Source organism: Streptosporangium nanhuense, assembly GCF_059358815.1.
The window spans coordinates 799,934-819,395 of record NZ_JCADBG010000001.1; the positions used below are offsets into that span (position 1 = coordinate 799,934).

At 72.4% G+C, this 19,462-nt stretch carries 16 protein-coding genes; 7 read left to right on the forward strand and 9 right to left on the reverse strand.

Annotated features, from left to right (window positions below; genetic code table 11):
• Positions 1-19: 19 nt before the first annotated feature.
• The gene (locus AC5L38_RS03340; protein ID WP_495241239.1) at positions 20-2,272 is read right to left on the reverse strand and encodes an excinuclease ABC subunit UvrA; all 2,253 of its coding nucleotides are present in this window, start codon (positions 2,270-2,272) and stop codon (positions 20-22) included.
• A gap of 63 nt (positions 2,273-2,335) precedes the next feature.
• Here AC5L38_RS03340 and AC5L38_RS03345 point away from each other — a divergent pair, with 63 nt between their 5' ends.
• Positions 2,336-3,295, forward strand: coding sequence for a helix-turn-helix transcriptional regulator (locus AC5L38_RS03345; protein WP_495241240.1), 960 nt, complete (start codon positions 2,336-2,338; stop codon positions 3,293-3,295).
• Between the two features lie 85 nt (positions 3,296-3,380).
• Here the strand turns inward: AC5L38_RS03345 and AC5L38_RS03350 are convergent, their stop codons facing one another.
• From AC5L38_RS03350 to AC5L38_RS03365, 4 genes are all read right to left on the reverse strand, one after another.
• Complete coding sequence (locus AC5L38_RS03350) at positions 3,381-3,899, reverse strand: DUF2087 domain-containing protein (protein WP_495241241.1); 519 nt, start codon at positions 3,897-3,899, stop codon at positions 3,381-3,383.
• Positions 3,900-3,960: 61 nt separating this feature from the next.
• The gene (locus AC5L38_RS03355; protein WP_495241242.1) at positions 3,961-6,453 is read right to left on the reverse strand and encodes a DEAD/DEAH box helicase; all 2,493 of its coding nucleotides are present in this window, start codon (positions 6,451-6,453) and stop codon (positions 3,961-3,963) included.
• 127 nt (positions 6,454-6,580) lie between these two features.
• On the reverse strand, positions 6,581-7,321 hold the full coding sequence (locus tag AC5L38_RS03360) for an SDR family oxidoreductase (RefSeq protein WP_495241243.1): 741 nt from the start codon (positions 7,319-7,321) through the stop codon (positions 6,581-6,583).
• Positions 7,322-7,412: 91 nt separating this feature from the next.
• Positions 7,413-8,753, reverse strand: coding sequence for an acyltransferase family protein (locus AC5L38_RS03365; protein WP_495241244.1), 1,341 nt, complete (start codon positions 8,751-8,753; stop codon positions 7,413-7,415).
• Positions 8,754-9,086: 333 nt separating this feature from the next.
• Here AC5L38_RS03365 and AC5L38_RS03370 point away from each other — a divergent pair, with 333 nt between their 5' ends.
• The 3 genes from AC5L38_RS03370 (at position 9,087) to AC5L38_RS03380 (ending at position 11,948) form a co-directional block, all read left to right on the forward strand.
• Complete coding sequence (locus AC5L38_RS03370; protein ID WP_495241245.1) at positions 9,087-10,337, forward strand: sensor histidine kinase; 1,251 nt, start codon at positions 9,087-9,089, stop codon at positions 10,335-10,337.
• Complete coding sequence (locus tag AC5L38_RS03375; RefSeq protein WP_389907732.1) at positions 10,328-10,975, forward strand: response regulator transcription factor; 648 nt, start codon at positions 10,328-10,330, stop codon at positions 10,973-10,975. The genes AC5L38_RS03370 and AC5L38_RS03375 overlap by 10 nt, the downstream gene beginning before the upstream one ends.
• A 76-nt stretch (positions 10,976-11,051) precedes the next feature.
• Positions 11,052-11,948: a ribokinase gene (locus AC5L38_RS03380; protein ID WP_495241246.1), complete on the forward strand. Its 897-nt coding sequence runs from the start codon at positions 11,052-11,054 to the stop codon at positions 11,946-11,948.
• Positions 11,949-12,050: 102 nt separating this feature from the next.
• On the opposite strand, the gene AC5L38_RS03385 is transcribed toward AC5L38_RS03380, so the two are convergent.
• A complete protein-coding gene (locus tag AC5L38_RS03385) occupies positions 12,051-12,194 on the reverse strand; it encodes a hypothetical protein (RefSeq protein WP_495241247.1) in 144 nt (47 codons plus the stop codon).
• A 153-nt stretch (positions 12,195-12,347) separates the two neighbouring features.
• Positions 12,348-12,794 carry a GlcG/HbpS family heme-binding protein gene (locus AC5L38_RS03390; RefSeq protein ID WP_495241248.1) on the reverse strand — a complete coding sequence of 149 codons (447 nt, stop codon included), beginning with the start codon at positions 12,792-12,794 and terminating at the stop codon, positions 12,348-12,350.
• 281 nt (positions 12,795-13,075) lie between these two features.
• Here AC5L38_RS03390 and AC5L38_RS03395 point away from each other — a divergent pair, with 281 nt between their 5' ends.
• Complete coding sequence (locus AC5L38_RS03395) at positions 13,076-13,978, forward strand: class I SAM-dependent DNA methyltransferase (protein ID WP_495241249.1); 903 nt, start codon at positions 13,076-13,078, stop codon at positions 13,976-13,978.
• Between the two features lie 37 nt (positions 13,979-14,015).
• Positions 14,016-15,017 (forward strand): phosphotransferase enzyme family protein, encoded by a 1,002-nt coding sequence (locus AC5L38_RS03400; RefSeq protein ID WP_495241250.1) that lies wholly within the window; start codon positions 14,016-14,018, stop codon positions 15,015-15,017.
• A 325-nt stretch (positions 15,018-15,342) separates the two neighbouring features.
• On the opposite strand, the gene AC5L38_RS03405 is transcribed toward AC5L38_RS03400, so the two are convergent.
• Both AC5L38_RS03405 and AC5L38_RS03410 read right to left on the reverse strand, forming a co-directional pair.
• Positions 15,343-17,160, reverse strand: a complete 1,818-nt coding sequence (locus tag AC5L38_RS03405; protein ID WP_495241251.1) for a tetratricopeptide repeat protein — start codon at positions 17,158-17,160, stop codon at positions 15,343-15,345.
• 402 nt (positions 17,161-17,562) lie between these two features.
• Positions 17,563-18,516 (reverse strand): NADP-dependent oxidoreductase, encoded by a 954-nt coding sequence (locus AC5L38_RS03410; protein WP_495241252.1) that lies wholly within the window; start codon positions 18,514-18,516, stop codon positions 17,563-17,565.
• Positions 18,517-18,772: 256 nt separating this feature from the next.
• Between AC5L38_RS03410 and AC5L38_RS03415 the strand changes: the two genes are divergently transcribed.
• Positions 18,773-19,438 (forward strand): class I SAM-dependent methyltransferase, encoded by a 666-nt coding sequence (locus AC5L38_RS03415; protein ID WP_495241253.1) that lies wholly within the window; start codon positions 18,773-18,775, stop codon positions 19,436-19,438.
• Positions 19,439-19,462 lie beyond the last annotated feature (24 nt).

Below are 19,462 nucleotides of genomic sequence, written 5' to 3' on the forward strand. Positions count from 1 at the left end.
CCGGCCCGCCGCGGATCCGCTACGGGCGGGCCAGGTCGCGGCGGAGGTGTTCGGCGGTGAACGAGTCCCGCTCGTCGAGGAGGCGCAGCGGCGTGCCCTCGAAGATCACGGTGCCGCCCCGGTCGCCGCCGTCGGGGCCGAGGTCGACCACCCAGTCGGCGTTCTTGATCACGTCGAGGTTGTGCTCGATGACGATGACCGTGTTGCCGCCGTCCACCAGGCTGTCCATGATCCCGATCAGGTGCTCGACGTCCGACATGTGCAGCCCGGTCGTCGGCTCGTCCATCACGTAGACGCTGCCTTTCTTGTGGAGTTCGCCCGCCAGCTTGATCCGCTGGCACTCGCCCCCCGACAGGCTGCTGAGCGGCTGGCCGAGGCCGAGGTAGCCCAGGCCGACCTCCCGCAGCGTGTCCAGCGTGCGCAGCGGTCCCGGCTCGGTGAAGAACTCCGCGGCCTCGTCGACCGTCATCTCCAGCACGTCGGAGACGGACCTGCCGCGCAGCGTGTGCCGCAGGACCTCGGGCCGGAACCGCCGTCCCCGGCACACCTCGCACCGGGACGTGATCCCGTCCATGAACGCCAGGTCGGTGTGGACGACCCCGAGGCCCTGGCACCCCGGGCAGGCGCCCTTGGAGTTGAAGCTGAACAGCGCGGGGCTCACCCCGCCCGCGGCGGCGAAGAGCCCGCGGATCTCGTCCATCAGCCCGGTGTAGGTGGCCGGGTTGGACCGGGCCGAGGTGCCGGCCGCCGCCTGGTCGATCATCACCGTCCCCGGGTGCCGGGCCAGGAACACCTCGTTGACCAGGGTGCTCTTGCCCGAACCCGCGACCCCGGTGACCACGGTGAGCACCCCGGTGGGGAAGGACACCGTGACGTTCCTGAGGTTGCGCGCGGTGGCGCCGGTGACGGCCAGCGCGCCGGTCGGCTCCCTGAACGACGCCTTGAGCGGCGGGTTGCGGCGCAGGTGCCGCCCGGTGAGGGTACGGGCTCTCCGCAGGCCCTCGACGCCGCCCTCGTAGACGACCTCGCCGCCGTTCGTCCCGGCGCGGGGCCCGAGGTCCACCACGTGGTCGGCGATCTCGATGACGTCGCGGTCGTGCTCGACGACGAGCACGGTGTTGCCCTTGTCCCGCAGCTCGCGCAGCAGCTCGTTCATGCGCGTAACGTCGCGCGGGTGCAGCCCGATGGTCGGCTCGTCGAAGATGTACGTCATGTCGGTCAGGCTGCTGCCCAGGTGCCTGACCATCTTGATCCGCTGCGACTCACCGCCGGAGAGGGACGGCGTCGGCCGGTCCAGGCTGAGATAGCCGAGGCCGATGGAGACCAGGTGCCGCAATCGGTCCAGGATCGCCGGGACCATCGTCGCCGCGACCGGGGCGTCGATCTCCGCGACCACGTCGGCCAGGTGCCGGACCTCCATCGCGGCCAGCTCGGCGATGTTCCGTCCGCCGATCCGGCAGGCCAGCGCGGCCTGGTTGAGCCTGGCCCCCGCGCACAGCGGGCAGCGCCGCGCCGAGGCGAACGCCATCGTCGCCTCCCGGCTCGCCCGGCCCTCGACGTCCCGCCTGACGTGGAGCCGGTCGAACCTCTCGGCCACGCCCTCGTACCTCTGCGGCGTCGTCCCGCCCCGGTCCTCGAAGGTGACGCCGGCCCCGCTCCCGTACAGCAGCGTGTCCCACTCGGCGCCGGTGTAGTCCGCCAGCGGTTTGTCGTTGTCGAACAGTCCCGAGTGGGCGTAGATCTTCCAGTGCCAGTTGCCGACCCGGAAGCCGGGGAGCAGGATCGCGCCCTCGTTGAGCGACCTCGACCGGTCGAAGGCCAGGTCCGGGTCCAGAGTGACCTTGCGGCCCACGCCCTCGCACTCCGGGCACATCCCGGCCGGGTCGTTGAAGGAGAACGCGTTGGAGTAGCCGGTGAACGGCGTCCCGGCGCGCGAGTAGAGCAGCCGCAGCAGCGGGTTGATGTCGGTGACGGTGCCGACGGTGGAGCGGGAGTTGCCGCCCAGCCGCCGCTGGCCGACGACGACGGCCGCCGAGAGGTTGCCGATCGCGTCGGCGTCCGGCCGGCCGTGGTGGGGCAGGCGGTTGCGGGCGAAGGAGGTGAAGGTCTCGTTGAGCTGGCGCCGCGACTCCGCGGCGATCGTGTCGAAGACGATGGACGACTTACCCGACCCCGAGACGCCCGTGAAGACGGTGATCCGCTTCTTGGGGATCCTCAGCGAGACGTTTTTGAGGTTGTTCTCCCGGGCTCCCGTTATCTCGATGTGGCTCATGCCGCCGACGCTAGCCACGGTTTAGGTCAGATCCTGGCCGCGATCGGTGGCATCGTGGACGGCATGGCGGACACCACGGGACGGGTGCTGAGACTGCTGTCGCTGCTGCAGGCCCACCGGGAGTGGCCCGGACCCGAGCTCGCCGGGCGGCTGGGGGTCAGCCCGCGCACGCTCAGGCGCGACGTCGACCGGCTGCGCGAGCTGGGCTACCCGGTGCACGCGACCACCGGCCCGGCCGGGGGATACCGGCTGGAGGCGGGCACCGCCATGCCGCCGCTGCTCCTCGACGACGAGGAGGCCGTCGCCATCGCGGTGGGCCTGCGCGCGGCGGCGAGCGGCACGGTGGCCGGGATCGGGGAGACCTCGGCCCGCGCCCTGGCCAAGCTGGAACAGGTCCTGCCCTCCCGGCTGCGCCTGCGCGTGCACACCCTGCAGACGCAGACGCAGCCGGTGGCGCCGATCGGGGCGGCGCCCACCGTGGCGGCGGCCACCCTCGCGCTGCTGGCCCAGACCTGCCGGGACCGCGAGCGGATCCGCTTCGGCTACCGCAGCCGCGACGGGCGGGAGGGCGGCCGGGTCGCCGACCCGTACCGGCTCGCCTCCACCGGGCGGCGCTGGTATCTCGTGGCGTGGGACACCGGCCGGGAGGACTGGCGGACCTACCGGGTGGACCGGCTCACCGCCCCGCTGGGCACCGGCGTGCGCTTCCCGCCGCGCGAGCCGCCCCCCGGCTACGTCGAGGAGTCGATCGTCGCGCCCATCAGCGGCCACCGGGCGGTGGTCGTCGTGCACGCGCCCCTGGCCGTGGTCGCCGAACGCTTCTCGGGACCGGACTGGGTGCTGGAGGAGCTGGACGGGCGCAGCTGCCTGCTGCGCACCGGCGGCGACTCGCTGGAGTGGCTGGCGCTCACCGTCGGGCAGCTCGGCCTGGACTTCACCGTGCGGGAGCCGCCCGAGCTGATCGACCACATCCGGACGCTGGCCGCCCGCCTTCAGGCCTCGACGGAGCCGCCGCTGCGGTAGACGTCGACGCATGCCGGCCGCCCGCTTTCAAGCTTCGACGGAGCCGCCGCGCCGATGGACGTTTCCGGACGCCGGCCGCCCGCCCTCAGGCCTCGACGGAGCCGCCGCTGCGCCAGTAGACGTTGTTCTCCCTGCTGAGCATGGCCTCGTCGACCAGATAGCGGCGCAGCGCCGCGTAGTCGTCGTGGAAGGCGCGCAGCGCGACGTTCACCTCCTTCTCGGAGTAGCGGACCCCCGGCTCGAAGACCTGGACCACGTAGTCGAGCACCACCAGCTGCTTGTCGCGCTTGGTGGGGATCGCCCGCAGCCGTCCCTCGACGAGGAAGGACTGCAGCACCCTCTCCTCGGGGGAGACCGGGGTGGCGGGCCTGGCCGTGGCGTGCAGCAGCTCGCGGAAGCGCTCGCGCCGCACCCCCCACTCGCCGTTCTCTCCCCGTACGGCCAGCCCGCCGCGTTCCAGGCGGTCCAGCGCGCGCCTGACCGCCTCCCTGTCGAGGCCGGACCCCTCCTCCGGCTTGCCGCCCAGCGCCAGGGCGGCAAGCACCTTCAACGTGTCTTCCTGGTACAGCAGGCCCAGCACCTGCCTGATCGCGTCGTCGCTCATCTCGCCATTCTTGTCGGTTCCGTCCTGCATTTCCGCGCTCGGGGACGGCGGGCGAGGGGTGTCAGAGGCGGTTCAGGCCGATGACGTGGACCACCGCGCGGCCCTCCTCGTCGGAGGCGGCCAGGTCGACCTGGGCGTCGATGCCCCAGTCGCCGTCGCCCGCCGGGTCGGAGACGACCTGGCGGACCCGCCAGAACTCCTTCTCCTCCTCGATGCGCAGCAGGCCGGGGCCCCGGGCGTCCGGGCCGGTGCCGATCTCCTCGTGGTCGTCGTAGTAGGCGTCGAGCGCGGCGCCCCAGTCGACGTCGGGGGCGAGCTGCTCCAGCTCCTGCTCGTTCTCCACCGAGGCCAGCTCGATCAGGCGGAACATCGCGTTGCGTACCAGCACCCGGAACGCGCGGGTGTTGGCGGTGACCGGCCTGGTGGTCTCCTCCAGCGTGGGCGCCTCCAGCTCCCCGGTCGGGTTCTGCAGCTGCTCCCACTCGTCCAGGAGGCTGGAGTCGACCTGGCGGACCAGCTCGCCGAGCCACTCGATGAGGTCGACCAGGTCCTCGGTCTTGAGGTGCTCGGGGATGGTCCGCGACAGGGTGCGGTAGGCGTCGGCGAGATAGCGCAGCACGGTGCCCTCGGAGCGGGTCAGCTCGTAGAACTGCACGTAGTCGGCGAAGGTCATCGCCCGCTCGTACATGTCGCGGACGACGCTCTTGGGGCTGACCGTGTAGTCGCCCACCCAGGGGTGGCCGCGCCGGTAGGTCTCGTACGCGCCCAGCAGCATGTCGGCCAGCGGCATGGGGTACGTGACGTCGTTGAGGAGCTCCATCCGCTCCTCGTACTCGATGCCGTCGGCCTTCATCAGCGCCACCGCCTCGCCGCGCGCCTTCTTGAGCTGCGCCGACAGGATCTGGCGGGGGTCGTCGAGGATGGACTCGATGATCGAGACCATGTCCAGGGCGTAGTTGGGCGACTCCATGTCGAGGAGTTCGAGGGTGGCCAGCGCGAAGGTGGACAGCGCCTGGTTCAGCGCGAAGTCCTCCTGCAGGTCGACGGTGAGGCGGGCCATCCGGCCGTGCTCGTCGGGCTCGTCCAGCTTCTCCACCACGCCTCCGGCCAGCAGCGACCGGTAGATCGCGATGGCCTGGCTGATGTGCCGCCGCTGCCACTTGCGGTCCTCGTGGTTGTCGGTGAGCAGGTGGCGCATCGCCGCGTAGCAGTCGCCGGGCCGGTTGATCACCGCCAGGAGCATCGCGTTGCTGACCTTGAACCGGGAGTTCAGCGGCTCCGGCTCGGCGGTCTGCAGCTTCTCGAAGGTCTCCTCGCTCCAGCCGACGAAGCCCTCCGGCGGCTTCTTGCGGGCGAAGCCGCGCCGCCTCTTGGGGTCGTCGCCGATCTTGGCGAGGGCCTTCTCGTTCTCCACGACGTGGTCGGGGGCCTGGCAGACGACGTAGCCGATGGTGTCGAACCCGGCCCGGCCGGCCCGCCCGGCGATCTGGTGGAACTCGCGGGCGCGCAGCCGCCGCACCTTGTTGCCGTCGTACTTCGACAGCGCGGTGAACAGCACGGTCCTGATCGGGACGTTGACGCCGACGCCGAGGGTGTCGGTGCCGCAGATGACCTTCAGCAGGCCCGCCTGGGCGAGGCGTTCCACCAGGCGGCGGTACTTGGGGAGCATCCCGGCGTGGTGCACGCCGATGCCGTGGCGCACCAGGCGGGAGAGCGCCTTGCCGAACCGGGTGGTGAACCGGAAGTGGCCGATCATGGAGGCGATCGCCTCCTTCTCGGCCTTGGTCGACATGTTGATGCTCATCAGCGCCTGTGCCCGCTCCATGGCCGAGGCCTGGGTGAAGTGGACGACGTAGACGGGGTACTGGTTGGTGGTGAGCATCTCCTCCAGCGTCTCGTGGAGGGGCGTCATCCGGTACGAGTAGACGAGCGGGACCGGGCGCTCGGCGTTCTTCACCACCGCGGTGGGCCTGCCGGTGCGCCGGGTCAGGTCCTCCTCGAACCTGGTGACGTCTCCCAGGGTCGCCGACATCAGGATGAACTGGACGTTCGGCAGCTCCAGGAGCGGCACCTGCCAGGCCCAGCCGCGGTCGGGCTCGGAGTAGAAGTGGAACTCGTCCATCACCACCTGGCCGATGTCGGCGGCGGCGCCGTCGCGCAGCGCGACGTTGGCGAGGATCTCCGCGGTGCAGCAGATGATCGGCGCCCCGGGGTTCACGCTCGCGTCGCCGGTCATCATCCCGACGTTCTCGGTGCCGAACACCGCGCACAGGTCGAAGAACTTCTCCGACACCAGCGCCTTGATCGGCGCGGTGTAGAAGGTGCGCACGTCCCTGGTCAGCGCGGTGAAGTGGGCTCCGGCGGCGACCAGGCTCTTGCCCGAGCCGGTCGGGGTGGCCAGGATCAGGTTGTTTCCCGACACCACCTCGATAAGAGCCTCCTCCTGCGCCGGATAGAGGGTCAGCCCCCGCTCGGAGTTCCATTCGACGAAGGCGTCGAAGATGGCGTCGGGGTCGGCGTCGATCTCTTCTGGCAGGCGGTCTACGAGGCTCACGGTTCAATACTGCCGAAGAACTTGAGGTGGTCGGACCGGAGGAGGTCGTGGATCACCTTACATTCCCGGTAAAGTGCGTGACTTTGTGTAGTTATGGCTGATTTTCTCGGCATAAATGTTGATCAAATCAGATGATTCCGCCGTTGACGCGAAGTACCTGCCCGTTGACCCAGCGGGCGGGACCGGCGAGGAACGCCACGGTCTCGGCGATGTCCGAGGGCTGTCCGAGCCGTTCGAGCGGCGGCTGGGCGGCCAGCCTGGCGACGGTCTCCTCGTCCTTGCCGTCCAGGAAGAGCGCGGTGGCGGTGGGCCCGGGGGCGACGGTGTTGACGGTGACGTCCCTGCCGCGCAGCTCGCGGGCCAGGATGAGGGTGAGGCCCTCGACGGCGCTCTTGGAGGCGACGTAGGCGCCGTAGCCGGGGAAGGCCAGCCCGACGACCGAGGTGGAGAAGGTGATCAGGGCGCCGCCCGGGCGCAGCCTCCTGGCGGCCTGCTGGGCGACGGCGAAGGTGCCGCGTACGTTGACGTTCAGGATGCGGTCCAGCGTCTCGAAGCCGAGGTCGACGAGCGGGACGGGCGGGCCCATGATCCCGGCGGCGTTGACGACGACGTCGACGCCGCCGAAGGCCTCCTCGGCCGTGTCGAAGAGCGCGGAGACCGCGGCGGGGTCGCTGACGTCGGCCCGCACGGCGAGGCCCTGGCCCCCGGCCGCGGAGGCCTCCTTGGCCGCGGCCTGCCCCTCGGCGTCGTTGCTCGCGTAGTTGACCACGACGGCGTAGCCGTCGGAGGCGAGCCGCTCCACGACCTGGCGGCCGATGCCTCGGGAGCCTCCGGTGACGACGGCGACGCGAGCCGGTGCGTTGCTCATGATCTTCTCCCTCACGAATTTGTGTACACTATGTACATATACACGGATATGAGCATACTGTCCACATATCCAGGAGGGAGGCGGATGTCCGTCACCGGGCGGACGGGACGCGGAGCCCTCCGGAGCGCTCGCCCGGCCGCGGGACCGGCAGGCCCGGCGCGGTGGGGGAGGCGGGACGGGAGCGGGTGAGCGCCAGGCCCGCCACGATCGCGCCCGCCCCGAGCATGGGGGCCGTCCCCGGGACGAAACCGGCCACCGTGAGGGTGAGCAGGCCCAGGCCCACCAGCGCGGCGGCCACCAGCACCCTGACCGTCCCGCCGGTGTACGGCCCGCCCGCGGGGGGCGTCTCGAACCGGGCGAACCCCCGCAGCAGCGGCCACATCGCCAGGGCGAGCATGAGCAGCCAGTGCGGCCAGCCCGACAGCCAGGCGGAGGTGCCGGGCTCGGGGGTGGAGATCCCCAGGCCCACCACGACCACCGAGACGATGACGAACAGCGCGCTCATGTGCCACAGGTACAGGGTCATCATCCGGTCGCCGGCCCAGACGAGCGCCCGCGAGACCCCCGGCCACCCCGCGAGGGAGACGATCGACCGGCGCAGCGCGAGCGCCAGCCCGATCTGGCCCACCCCGACCGCGAGCAGCGCGACCGTGGGGGGCGCCATGTTGGAGACGGCCCCCGGCATCCCGATCATGCTGAGCGGGTAGGGGCCGAAGGCCGTCAGCGCCGCGCCCAGGCCGTACCCACCCAGGGCCAGGACCCAGGGGCGGCCCAGGCGGCCGTCGGCGTACAGGAAGCCGAGCTGGTGCACGGCGAGCCAGACCAGCGCGATGTTGGGGAGACCGGCGACGTCCAGGCCGCCGGCGAAGCGCAGGACGTCCACCGCCACGGCCCCCGCCGCCAGGGCGGCCGGCACCCGCCAGCCGTACACCATGTTGAGCCTGAGCATCGGCGGGGTCGCCACCACCGCGACGAGATAGATCGCCAGGAACCAGAGCAGCTGCCCGGCCAGCCGCGAGGCGGTCATGACCGGCTGCTCCGGCACGCCGAGCGCGAGGAGCAGGTGGGGCAGGGGCAGCCAGACCGCCGCCAGCGGGACCACCGGCCAGGCCAGGCGGCGCAGGCGCCCGGCCAGCCACGCGGGGGGCGCCTCACCGCGCCGCGCCGCGTTCCGCCGGCTGATCGCGTTGGCCGCGCCGCCCGCGAAGAACACCAGGGGCATCACCTGGCTGATCCAGGTGATCATCCACCCGTTCCCTGCGGCCAGCGCGTTGCCGGTGGTGATCCGCCCGTCGGCGAAGGACAGCAGCGGCATGCTCCAGTGCTGGAGCACCACCAAGGCCATGCCGAACACCCGGAGCACGTCGATGAACGGGTCGCGCCCGGCGGGCGCCGGCGCGGTGCGGGTGGTCGGGGGCGATGTCCGGGGCATCGTCCTGGTCGCTGCCGGACGCGCTGCCGGGCCGGGGATCACGGCGGTCAAGGGGAGCTCGATTCTCAGGGAGGGTTCTCGGAAGGGGCTCGGCGAGGGGTTTCCGAGAGAGGCCCGGATTTCCGGGAGAGGCTCGGAGGGGGCTCGCGGAGGGGAGGGAGGAACTCGGAAAAGGCGATGGCAGAAGCCTCCTCCCGGGAGCCCCGCGGCGCAGTGGCGCACGCAGCAGTCTTCTCGCCGGATCCCCTTACCGTCCCGGGTAGTGCTGGCCCCACCCCCGTAAGCGGGCGCGCAGGGTCGATCGACGGGGCCGGTCCTCGTAGCGTTGGCGGCATGAGAACCCTCCTGCGCCGCATCGGCACCGACACCCGTTACCTGGTCGTGGGTTTCCCCCTGTCCATCATCTGGTTCGTCCTGATGGTGGCCGGATTCGCCGCGGGGGTCGGCTCGGCCGTCGCGTTCGTGGGGCTGCCCGTCCTCGCGACGACCCTCCTGGTCGCCCGGGGCTTCGCGGACGTCGAGCGGCGCTGGCTGCCCGAGGTGCTCGGCCGTCCCGTCGCCCGGCCGAGGTACCGGCCCGCCCCGGAGAGCGCCGGATGGTTCCGCAGGATGATCAACCCGCTCACCAACGGCCAGTCGTGGCTCGACCTGCTCTACGGCATCGTGGCCTTCCCGATCTCCGTCGTCACCTTCGTGCTGGCGGTGGTCTGGTGGGTCGGGTCGATCGCCGGCCTCACCTACCCGCTCTACGGGTGGATCGTCTACGCCATCCCCGGCAACGACGGGGGACTGGGCATGCTCCTCGGCCTGGGCGGCAGCCTGTGGGTCGAAGTGATCATCAACACCACCATCGGCGTGCTCTTCGCCCTCACCCTCCCGGTGATCGTGCGGGGCGCCGCGCTCGTCCAGGCCGGGCTCGGCAGGGCCATGCTGACGGGGGTCGGCGAGCTGCACGACCGCATCGACGACCTGGCCGAGGGCCGGGCCGCCGCGGTGTCGGCCGAGGCCAACGCGCTGCGCCGGCTGGAGCGTGACATCCACGACGGGCCGCAGCAGCGCCTGGTCTCCCTGGCCATGGACCTGTCGCGGGCCCAGCGCCAGCTCAGGCGCGACCCGGCGGGCGTCGAGCAGCTGCTCGGCCAGGCGATCACCTCCACCCGCGAGACCCTGGACGAGCTGCGCGCCCTCTCGCGCGGCATCGCCCCGCCGATCCTCAGCGACCGCGGCCTGGCCCCCGCGCTCGCCGCCCTCGCCGGGCGCTGCACCATCCCCGTCGAGCTGGACGTCCAGGTCGAGGGACGCTTCGCCGCCGCCGTGGAGAACACCGTCTACTTCGTCGTCGCCGAGTCGCTCACCAACGTCGCCAAGCACAGCCACGCCACGATCTGCACGGTGGCGCTGAGCCGGACGGGTGACTTCCTCATGCTCACGATCGGGGATGATGGGGTCGGCGGCGCCCATGTCGCCAAGGGACACGGCCTGTCGGGTCTCGGCGATCGCCTGAAGGCGGTCGACGGTGAGCTGGCGGTCGACTCACCCGTCGGAGGGCCGACGGTCATAGTGGCGGAGGTTCCGTGCGGGTAGTTGTGGCCGACGACGCGGTGCTCATCAGGGAAGGCCTGATCAGGCTCCTGGAGGAGTTCGGCTGCCAGGTGGTCGCGGCGGTGGGCGACGGCGACGGGCTGGTGGAGGCCGTCGCCGAGCACCGTCCCGACGTCTCGGTGGTGGACGTACGGATGCCGCCCAACTTCACCGACGAGGGGTTGCGGGCGGCGGTGGAGGCGCGCCGGAGGGTTCCCGGCACGCCGGTGCTGATCCTGTCCCAGTACGTGGAGGTGTCCTATGCCGACGATCTGCTCGCCGACGCCAGGGGCGCGGTGGGATACCTGCTCAAGGACCGCGTCGTGGACGTGGACGACTTCATGGGTGGCCTGCGCACGGTCGCGGCCGGAGGCACGGTCTTCGACCCCCAGGTGGTGGCACAGCTGATGGTGCGACGCCGCCGTGACGACCCCCTCGCCCAGCTCACCCCGCGAGAGCGCGAGGTGCTCGGCCTGATGGCCGAGGGCAGGTCCAACCCGGCCATCGGCCGCCAGCTGGTGGTCAGCGACGGGGCCGTGGAGAAGCACATCCGCAGCATCTTCGCCAAGCTCGGCCTGTACGCCGAGGACGGCGACCAGCACCGGCGCGTCCTCGCGGTCCTGGCCTACCTGCGTTCCTGACCGTTCTCACGCTTCCGCGTCCGCGCCCTCACACCCGCTTCCCGCACTCCCGTCTCCGCGTCCGCGAGGAGGAACAGTGATCTCGGTCTTCGGCAGTGCCAACATGGATCTCGTGGCCTACGTCGACGTCGCCCCCGCGCTCGGCGAGACCGTGACCGGGCGCGCCTTCGGCACCGTTCCCGGCGGCAAGGGCGCCAACCAGGCGATCGCCGCCGCGCGGGCGGGCGCCGAGGTGGCCTTCCTCGGGGCCGTGGGCGACGACGCCTTCGGCGCCGAGCTGCGACGCACCCTGGCCGAGGCCGGGGTCGACGTGACGCGCCTGCGCACGGCTCCCGGCCCCTCGGGCATCGCCCAGATCGTGGTGGACGGCGAGGGCGGCAACTCGATCATCGTGGTCCCCGGCGCCAACGGGACGGTGACCGCCCCCTCCGATGCCGAGATCGAGGTCATCTCCCGGTCCGACGTGCTCCTGCTCCAGCTGGAGCTCCCCATCGGGGCCGTCACCGTCGCGGCCAGGGCCGCCCGCGCGGCCGGGACCACCGTGGTCCTCACCCCCGCGCCCGTCCAGCCGCTCCCCGCCGAGCTGCTGGAGGCCGTGGACGTCCTGGTGGCAAACGAGCACGAGGCCGCCGCGATCACCGGCCAGGCCGACCACGAGCGCGCCCTGGAGGAGCTGAGGGGCACGGTCGGGTGGGTGATCATCACCCTGGGGTCGCGGGGCGCGCTCAGCGCCGAGGGCGACGGGCCCGTCGTGCGCGTCGAGGCGCCCGAGGTGCCGGTGGTGGACACCACGGCCGCGGGCGACACCTTCGTGGGCGCCCTGGCCGCGGCCCGCGTCGAGCGGCAGGCCGCCGACCGGGCCGTCCGCTTCGCCACCGCGGCCGCGGGCCTGTCCGTCCAGCGCGCGGGTGCCAGCACCTCGATGCCCACCCGGGCGGAGATCGACCGGAGCCTCCCCAGAGCCGGTGCCTGACCTCGGCGCGCCCGGGCGCGCCGGTGGTTCGCGGGCCCGCTCGCGGGCGGCCGCGACGCCCCTCGCCCGGGGGGCGTCGGCGCGCCGGGAGGCGGGGGTCGTCTAGCCGTTGAGCAGGGACGTCTCCGACAGCGTGAGCAGGAAGGCTCCGGCGGAGAGCAGCGCGATCGGCCAGGACCGGCTGATGGCGGACCAGATCGTGGCGGCCAGGAAACAGATCAGCGCGAGAAGCACGATAACGTCCACGAGAATCCTCCAAGGGGTCACCCCCAGACGATCATCGTCTGGGGCAAGCCCTCACTGCCCCGCGTCCATCGGAGGTAACACGCCGCACTCCTGTTTCATCGGGTTTCATCGGGAGGATGATTCCGCCGCCCCTCTTTACGGCGATATATCCGCCTATGCGCTTTCCCAGAGGGCCGCGGCGGCCTCGGCGCAGGCGACGTCCTGGGCGACGGTGCCGCCGCTGACCCCCACCGCGCCCATCACCGCGTCCATCACCGCGCCCGCCACCGCGCCCGTTCCCCCGCCCGTCCCGCGCCCGTCGCCGGGCCCCCCGAGCGGGACGCCGCCGCCGAGGCACACGTACCGGTCACCGGCCAGGCCGTACAGCTCGCCCCCGGGCAGGACCAGCTCCGCGAGGTCGGCGGTCGGCATGCGGTGGGCCACCGCCGTGAAGGCCTTGCCGGGGGCCAGGACGGGCCCGGTGATCCGCGCGCCGTCCATCCGCTGGAACGCGACCAGATGCCCGCCCGCGTCGACCACGGCGACCGAGATGAGCGCGCCCTCCCGCGCGGCCTGCCGCACCGCGGCCTCACACATGCGCAGCGCGAGTTCCAGGTTCACCGATCTCCTCACCGTCTCGAAGCCGTTCCGACGCTCCTCGGCACGGGCGGCCGGGGACGCGTGCGCCGCCGTTCGGGTGATGTGGGACGTCATAACGATGCGACGCCCGCGCGGGCCCTTCGGAGGACCGGCGCGAGCCGGGATCGTCGTCCCGAGAGGGAAGTCGCACCGCGAGGCGACATTCCGGTGCCGCTCACCAAGAGTGATGTCCCGCATGCTTACGGCTACGATCTCGTCACCGGATGGGACCGTCGAGGTGTCGTCCCGACGTGGGGAGAGGCATGCACAGGCACAACCGCGCGAGCGTCGTTCACCGGCTCAGGTACGCCCTCGGCCATCCGGGCCGGGTTCCCCGGCACCTGAGGCGGCTGGCCAGGAACCTGTGGCTGCGCGTGGGCAACCGCGACCACGTCGCCTACTACCGGGCGGTCATGAGGTCCGACACCGCGCGCAGCCCCCACGCGGCCGTGGGCAGCAGGTCCTACCGGCGCTGGGTCGCCCTGGGGAAGATGCAGTTCGACTATCTCGTACGGCACGGGCTGAGGCCCGAGCACCGCATGCTGGAGATCGGCTGCGGCAACCTGCGGGCCGGGCGGCTGTTCATCGGCTACCTCGACCCCGGAAACTACTACGGCCTCGACATCTCCCCGGACATCCTGATCGCGGCCCAGGAGACCCTGGTCTCCTACGACCTGCGCGAGAGGTTCCCCCACCTCCTGCCGGTCAAGGACCTGCGCTTCGCCGCCCTGCCCGACCAGGCGTTCGACGTCGTCCACGCCCACAGCGTCTTCTCCCACTCCCCGCTCCACGTGATCGAGGAGTGCTTCCAGAACGTCGGCCGGGTCGTGAGGCCGGGAGGCTGGTTCGACTTCACCTTCGACCGCACCGAGGGCAGGGAGCACCACGTCCTGCGCGAGGACTTCTACTACCGCGCCGAGACCCTGATCGACCTGGCCGCCACGTACGGGCTCCGGGCGACCCTCATGGACGACTGGGAGCGGCTTCCCCACCGGCAGTCCAAGATCCGCATCACCTTCCCCGGGCCGGAGACCTCCGAGGAGCACGCCGTGGAGCGGATCGGGGCCGTGCCGGACCACGTCCGGCTCGGAGCGGGGAGCGAGGAGCGTCCCGGTGGCGAGGCCGGGCGGGGGGTGCCGGATCCCGCTGAGGGATCTCGGATATGATCTGGCGCCTCGCGCGACTGATCTGGAGGAACCACCGATGCGGGTCCACGACCTGTCCGCCGGGGGCGACGTGCTGTCCCGCGTGCACGACGTGGCCCGCGAGGCGACCCGGATCCACGGCCTGACCGACGCCGAGGTCACCCTGGTCAACGTGTCCGAGAACGCCACCTACCGGGTGGACGACCCGGCCGCGGGGACGCGGTCCATCCTGCGGGTGCACCGGCTCGGCTACCACTCCACCCCGGCGATCCTGTCCGAGCTGGCCTGGCTGGAGGCGTTGCGCGAGCAGGCCGGGATCCGCACCCCCCGGGTGATCCCGGCTCCCGGCGGCTCCCGGGTGCTGACCGTCCCGGGCCCCGAGCCGCGCGACTGCGTGATGTTCGAGTTCCTGCCCGGGGCCGAGCCGTCCCACGGCGACCAGGTGCCCGGCTTCGAACGGCTCGGCGCCCTCACGGCGCGCATGCACCGGCACGCGCGCGGGTGGTCGCGGCCCGGAGGGTTCACCCGCTTCCACTGGGACCACGAGGCCGCCCTCGGCGCCGAGTCGCGATGGGGCCGCTGGCAGGACGGCCTGGGGGTGGACGCCGAGGCGCGGGGCGTGCTGGGGCGGCTGGACAAGGAGCTGCGCGAGCGGCTCCACCGCTTCGGCCGCGGCCCGGAACGATACGGCCTCATCCACGCCGACCTGCGCGCGGCCAACCTGCTCGTGGAGGGTGAGGACCCGCCAGGCGTCATCGACTTCGACGACTGCGGCTTCGGCTGGCACCTCTACGACCTGGCGGCGGCGGTCAGCTTCGTCGAGCACCGCCCTGAGGTTCCCGAGCTGCTCGACGCGTGGGTGCGGGGCTACCGGGCCGTCCTCGACCTCCCGGCCGAGGACGAGGCCGAGATCTGGACGTTCGTCATGTTCCGCCGCCTGCTGCTGGTCGCCTGGATCGGCACCCACACCGGCGCCGACATCGCCGCCGAACTCGGCTCCGGCTACACCGAGGGCACCTGCGAGCTGGCCGAACGCTACCTCGCCGGCCCACCGCGCTGACCTCGCCCGCCGCCCGGCACCGCCCGTCGCCCGTCTTCACCCGTCACGCGCGGGCACGATATCGGCGTACGGGGTGCCCGGCGGCGTGGGCGCACGGTGACCGCGCATCGGGAAATCGCTCCTATCCGCCTCCGGTCCCGGGGATACGGAAGGGCGAATACGAGATGCCGCTCGCGTCACCGTGTGCATAACGGATATTCGGCCAACGGGGTTTTCCGGACGGGGGCCGCCGACTTACCGGTCGCGATTTCCCCGCGGCCCTCCGAATGCCCGATGTTTTCCGGCGTCCCGGCCCCGCCTGCCCCCGCCGTGGGGCCCCGCGAGGTCAGGACTTCAGCTCGCGCCTGATGTCCTCGTCGTCCGGGGCCAGCTCCAGCGCGCGGGTGAGGTCGGCGACCGCCTCCCCGTCGCGTCCGGCGGCGCGCAGCGCCATCGCCCGGTTGAACAGCAGGGCGGGGTCGTCCCCGGCGTCGAGGGCCCGCGTGAAGTCCGCGACGGCACCCTCGGGGTCGCCGGTCTCGAACGCCAGGAGACCCCGGTTCGCCCAGGCCGCCGCGAGCGAGGGCGCGAGCTCCAGGGCCCGGTCGAAGGCGGCGCGCGCCCTGTCGAACCCGCCCTCCGCGGTCTCCACCTGGCCCAGCGCGCACAGCAGGTACGGGTTGGCGGGATCGATCGCGAGCCCGGTCTCCGCGTCCGTCCTGGCCGCGGCGTACTCGCCGAGCGCGGCCAGCAGCCCGGCCCGGTTGGCCAGGCCGTCCACGAACCCCGGGTCCAGCTCCAGCGCGTGGTCCAGATCGGTGAGCGCGCCCCGGTGGTCACCCGCGGAGAAGCGGATCTCGGCCCGGTTGTAGTAGGGCTCGGGGAAGGGCGGGCCGACCCGCATGGACGTCTCGTAGTCGGCGACCGCCGCGTCCATCCGGCCCAGCCGGTGCAGCAGGTTGCCCCGGTCGATGTAGTAGTCGGGGTAGCCGGGGTCGGCCGCGATCACCGCGTCCAGGTCCTCCAGCGCGTTCTCGGGGCGGCCCAGCATCACGGCGAGCTGCGCCCTGTTGGCCAGCAGCACCAGCCGGTGTATCGGGTGCTCGCCGGGCCGCAGGTCGCGATCGGCCAGGGCGACGGCCTCCTCGACCAGCTCCAGGGCCTTGGCCGGACGGTCGCGGCGCACCTCCACCAGGGCCCGGCCGTTGAGGTCGAACCCCAGCTTGAACGCCCGCTCGCGCGGGTCGGGCAGCAGCGAGGAGATGGCGATCGCCTGGTTCACCAGCGCCAGCGCGGCGTCGGGGTCGCGCCGGGCCCGGTCGCGGTGGCGCACCTTCAGCATCCCGGTGGCGTAGGCGGCCGAGGCGTGCACGGCGGGGGAGACGCTCTCGCGCCTGGCCAGGTCGAACAGCGCCTCCGACTCCTCCTCGCGGCCCAGCGCGGCCAGCGCGGTCGCGGTGCTGTGCAGGAGCCGCCACCAGGTCACGGGATCGGTGTCGGGATCGGTGAGGCGCAGGGCGCGCCCGCCGAGGTCCGCCACGGCGTCGTGGAAGCCCTCGTCCAGGCACCACTGCACCGCGAACAGGAACGCCTCCACCGCCTTCGACGGGTCGCCGCCGCGCTCGCGGTGGTACGGGATCGCGCCGAGCCGCGCGCCGACCGTCCCCTCCCGCTCCAGCTCGTCGGCGAGGACGTCGTGCCGTTCCGCGTCGAGCGGCTCCTCGGGCGCGCTCCGCTCGCGGGTCTCCACGGTGAGCAGATCCCCGGGGACGCGGCGCCGCAACACCGTCAGGAGCTCCAGATCGGTGGGGTCGGCCAGGTCGGTGTTCTCGACGACGAACGTGCGGGGGCCGGTTTCGGACAGGTGCTCACGGATGAACTCGGCCAGGCCGTTAGCCAGGCGCAACGTGCGGCGCGGCGCGTGCACCAGGATCCGTTCCGCGCCGGGCAGGGTCGCGGCCACCGACCGGCGCCGGGCCGGGATCAGATCGCGCAGGTCGGGGGCGACGGCGCGCAGCTCGATGTCGTAGCGGGCGACGAGCTCGGGGCGGGCGGCGGGCAGCAGGGCGGAGACGATCGCGCCCCCGGCGGTGTACGGCCCGCGCAGGCGCCGGTCCGCGTCCACCACGGGTGGCGGCGGTTGCGGGTTCGATCCCCGACTCACCGGACTCCTTTAACTCGATTAGCTGATATTTGATGATATGGCTATGCCCGGGGCCGGCGCCCATCACTGGACGCCGGATCTGCGATTCCGTCTCAGCCGACGTGCTTAGGGCTCGCGGTGCCACTGAGTGCGATGGTGCCAGGCTTGTGAACAATGACGCGCTTCATTATCGGCCTTCCTCACGAATAATAACAAATTGCCAGTATTCGCAGTAATCGCCCATACTGACAAGATCTATTTCTTATCGTGGCCGGATCCGGACAAACCCCTGGACAGAGGCCGAGCGGTGGTGTTGGCGAATTCGGCGCGGCTCACCCGGGATCCGGGCCCGCCCGGACATGCCCGTGGCGGACGGCGCACCGCCTTCGTACGCACATCGGAAAACCGGGAGAACGGCGAAATTCAGGGGGCCACGCGCAACACGATCTTGCCCTTGGCGCGGCCTCCGGCGAGCCGCTCGTGGGCCGCGGCGGCCTCCTCGAGCGGGAACACCTCCTCGATCTCGGGGGCGATCCGCCCCCCGGCGATCAGCTCGGCGATCTGGGCCAGGGCGGCCCCGTCCGGCTCCACCAGGAACGCGCGGGCGCGGATCCCCCGCGCCTCGGCGGTGCTCAGCAGGTCGGGAGAGAAGCCGGAGGGCACCGGGACGAGCAGCCCGCCGGGACGCAGGACGTCGAGGGAGCGCGTGCTCGTCGCGTCGTGCCCGTCCCCGACCAGGTCGACGACCACGTCCACGTCGCGCACCACGTCCTCGAAGCGGACGGCCGTGTAGTCGACGAGCTCGTCGGCCCCCAGGCCGCGCAGCCACTCGTGCTTGCCCTCGCGGGCGGTGCCGATCACGTACGCGCCGAGGTGCTTGGCGATCTGGACGGCGAGGTGCCCGACGCCGCCCGCGGCGGCGTGGACGAGGACGCGCTGTCCCGGGGCGACCTTGGCGGTGTCCACCAGGACCTGCCAGGCGGTCAGCGCGGCCAGCGGCAGGGCGGCGGCCTCGTCGTGCCCCAGGGAGGGGGGCTTGCGGGCGAACTGCCTCGACGGCGCGGTCACGAACTCGGCGTAGGCCCCGGCCTGGCGCGGGAACCACGGCATGCCGTAGACCTCGTCCCCCACCTCCAGGGAGCTCACCCCGAAGCCGGTCTCCTCGACGACACCGGAGACGTCCCACCCCAGGACGAAGGGCGGGTCTCCCAGGACCTTGGCCATGCCCGTGCCCGCCCTGGTCTTGAGGTCCACCGGGTTCACCCCCGCCGAGACGACCCGTACCAGCACCTCGGTGGGCAGCGGCTCCGGGCGCTCCACGTGGACCGGGCGCAGCACCTCGGGCCCGCCGAAGGTGTCCTGACTGATCGCTCGCATAAGGGCCACGATGGTTCTCCCCGATCTCTCGCCGTTCTTCCCGCTCTTCACACGGACGCCGCCACCCGTGAGGGCGGTGTGGATCACGCTACCTTTCCCGAGGTCCGGCGGCCGGGTCGCCCTGCCGTTCACCCCGCTGTTCGCCCCGCCGCCCGCTCTGCCGTTCGCCCTGCCGTTCGCCGGGCGTGAGCCGTGCCGGACGCCCTCGCGCCCGGCCGCCGCGAGCGGCTCCCGCCGAAGATGAGACCCTGGGGCGGTGAGAGAACCGAGGAGCCGCTGGGCGGACATCGCGGGGGACGACGCCGGGGAGCGGTACGCCGAGAGGTTCGCCCGGCTGGCCGCGTCGGGGGCCGACACGCACGGCGAGGCGCGGTTGTGCGCGGAGCTGCTGCCGCCGGGCGCGCGGGTGCTGGACGCCGGATGCGGCACCGGGCGGGTGGCGATCCGGCTGGCCGAGCTGGGATACGACTGCGTGGGCGTCGATCTCGACGCGTCCATGCTCGACGTCGCCCGGCGGGCCGCGCCGCGGCTGCCCTGGATCCTGGCCGACCTGAGCGATCTCGGCGATCTCGGCGACCTGGGCGATCTCGGTGACCCCGGGGATCACGCCGTGCGGGCGGGGGGATCCTTCGACATGGTCGTCGCCGCGGGCAACGTCGTCCCCCTGCTCGCCCCCGGGACCGAGGCGCGGACCGTCGCGGGGCTCGCGGCGCTGCTGCGGCCCGGCGGGCTGCTGGTGAGCGGGTTCGGGCTGGACGCCGCGCACCTCCCGCTCGCCTCGGCGACGGTCACCCTGGCCGACTACGACGACTGGTGCCGGACGTCGGGGCTCGTCCCGCTGCGGCGCCTGGCGACCTGGGACGGCGCCCCCTACGACGGCGGCGGATACGCGGTGAGCGTCCACGCGCGCACCGCGGGCTGACGGGGATCGCGGGAGTAGTAACTT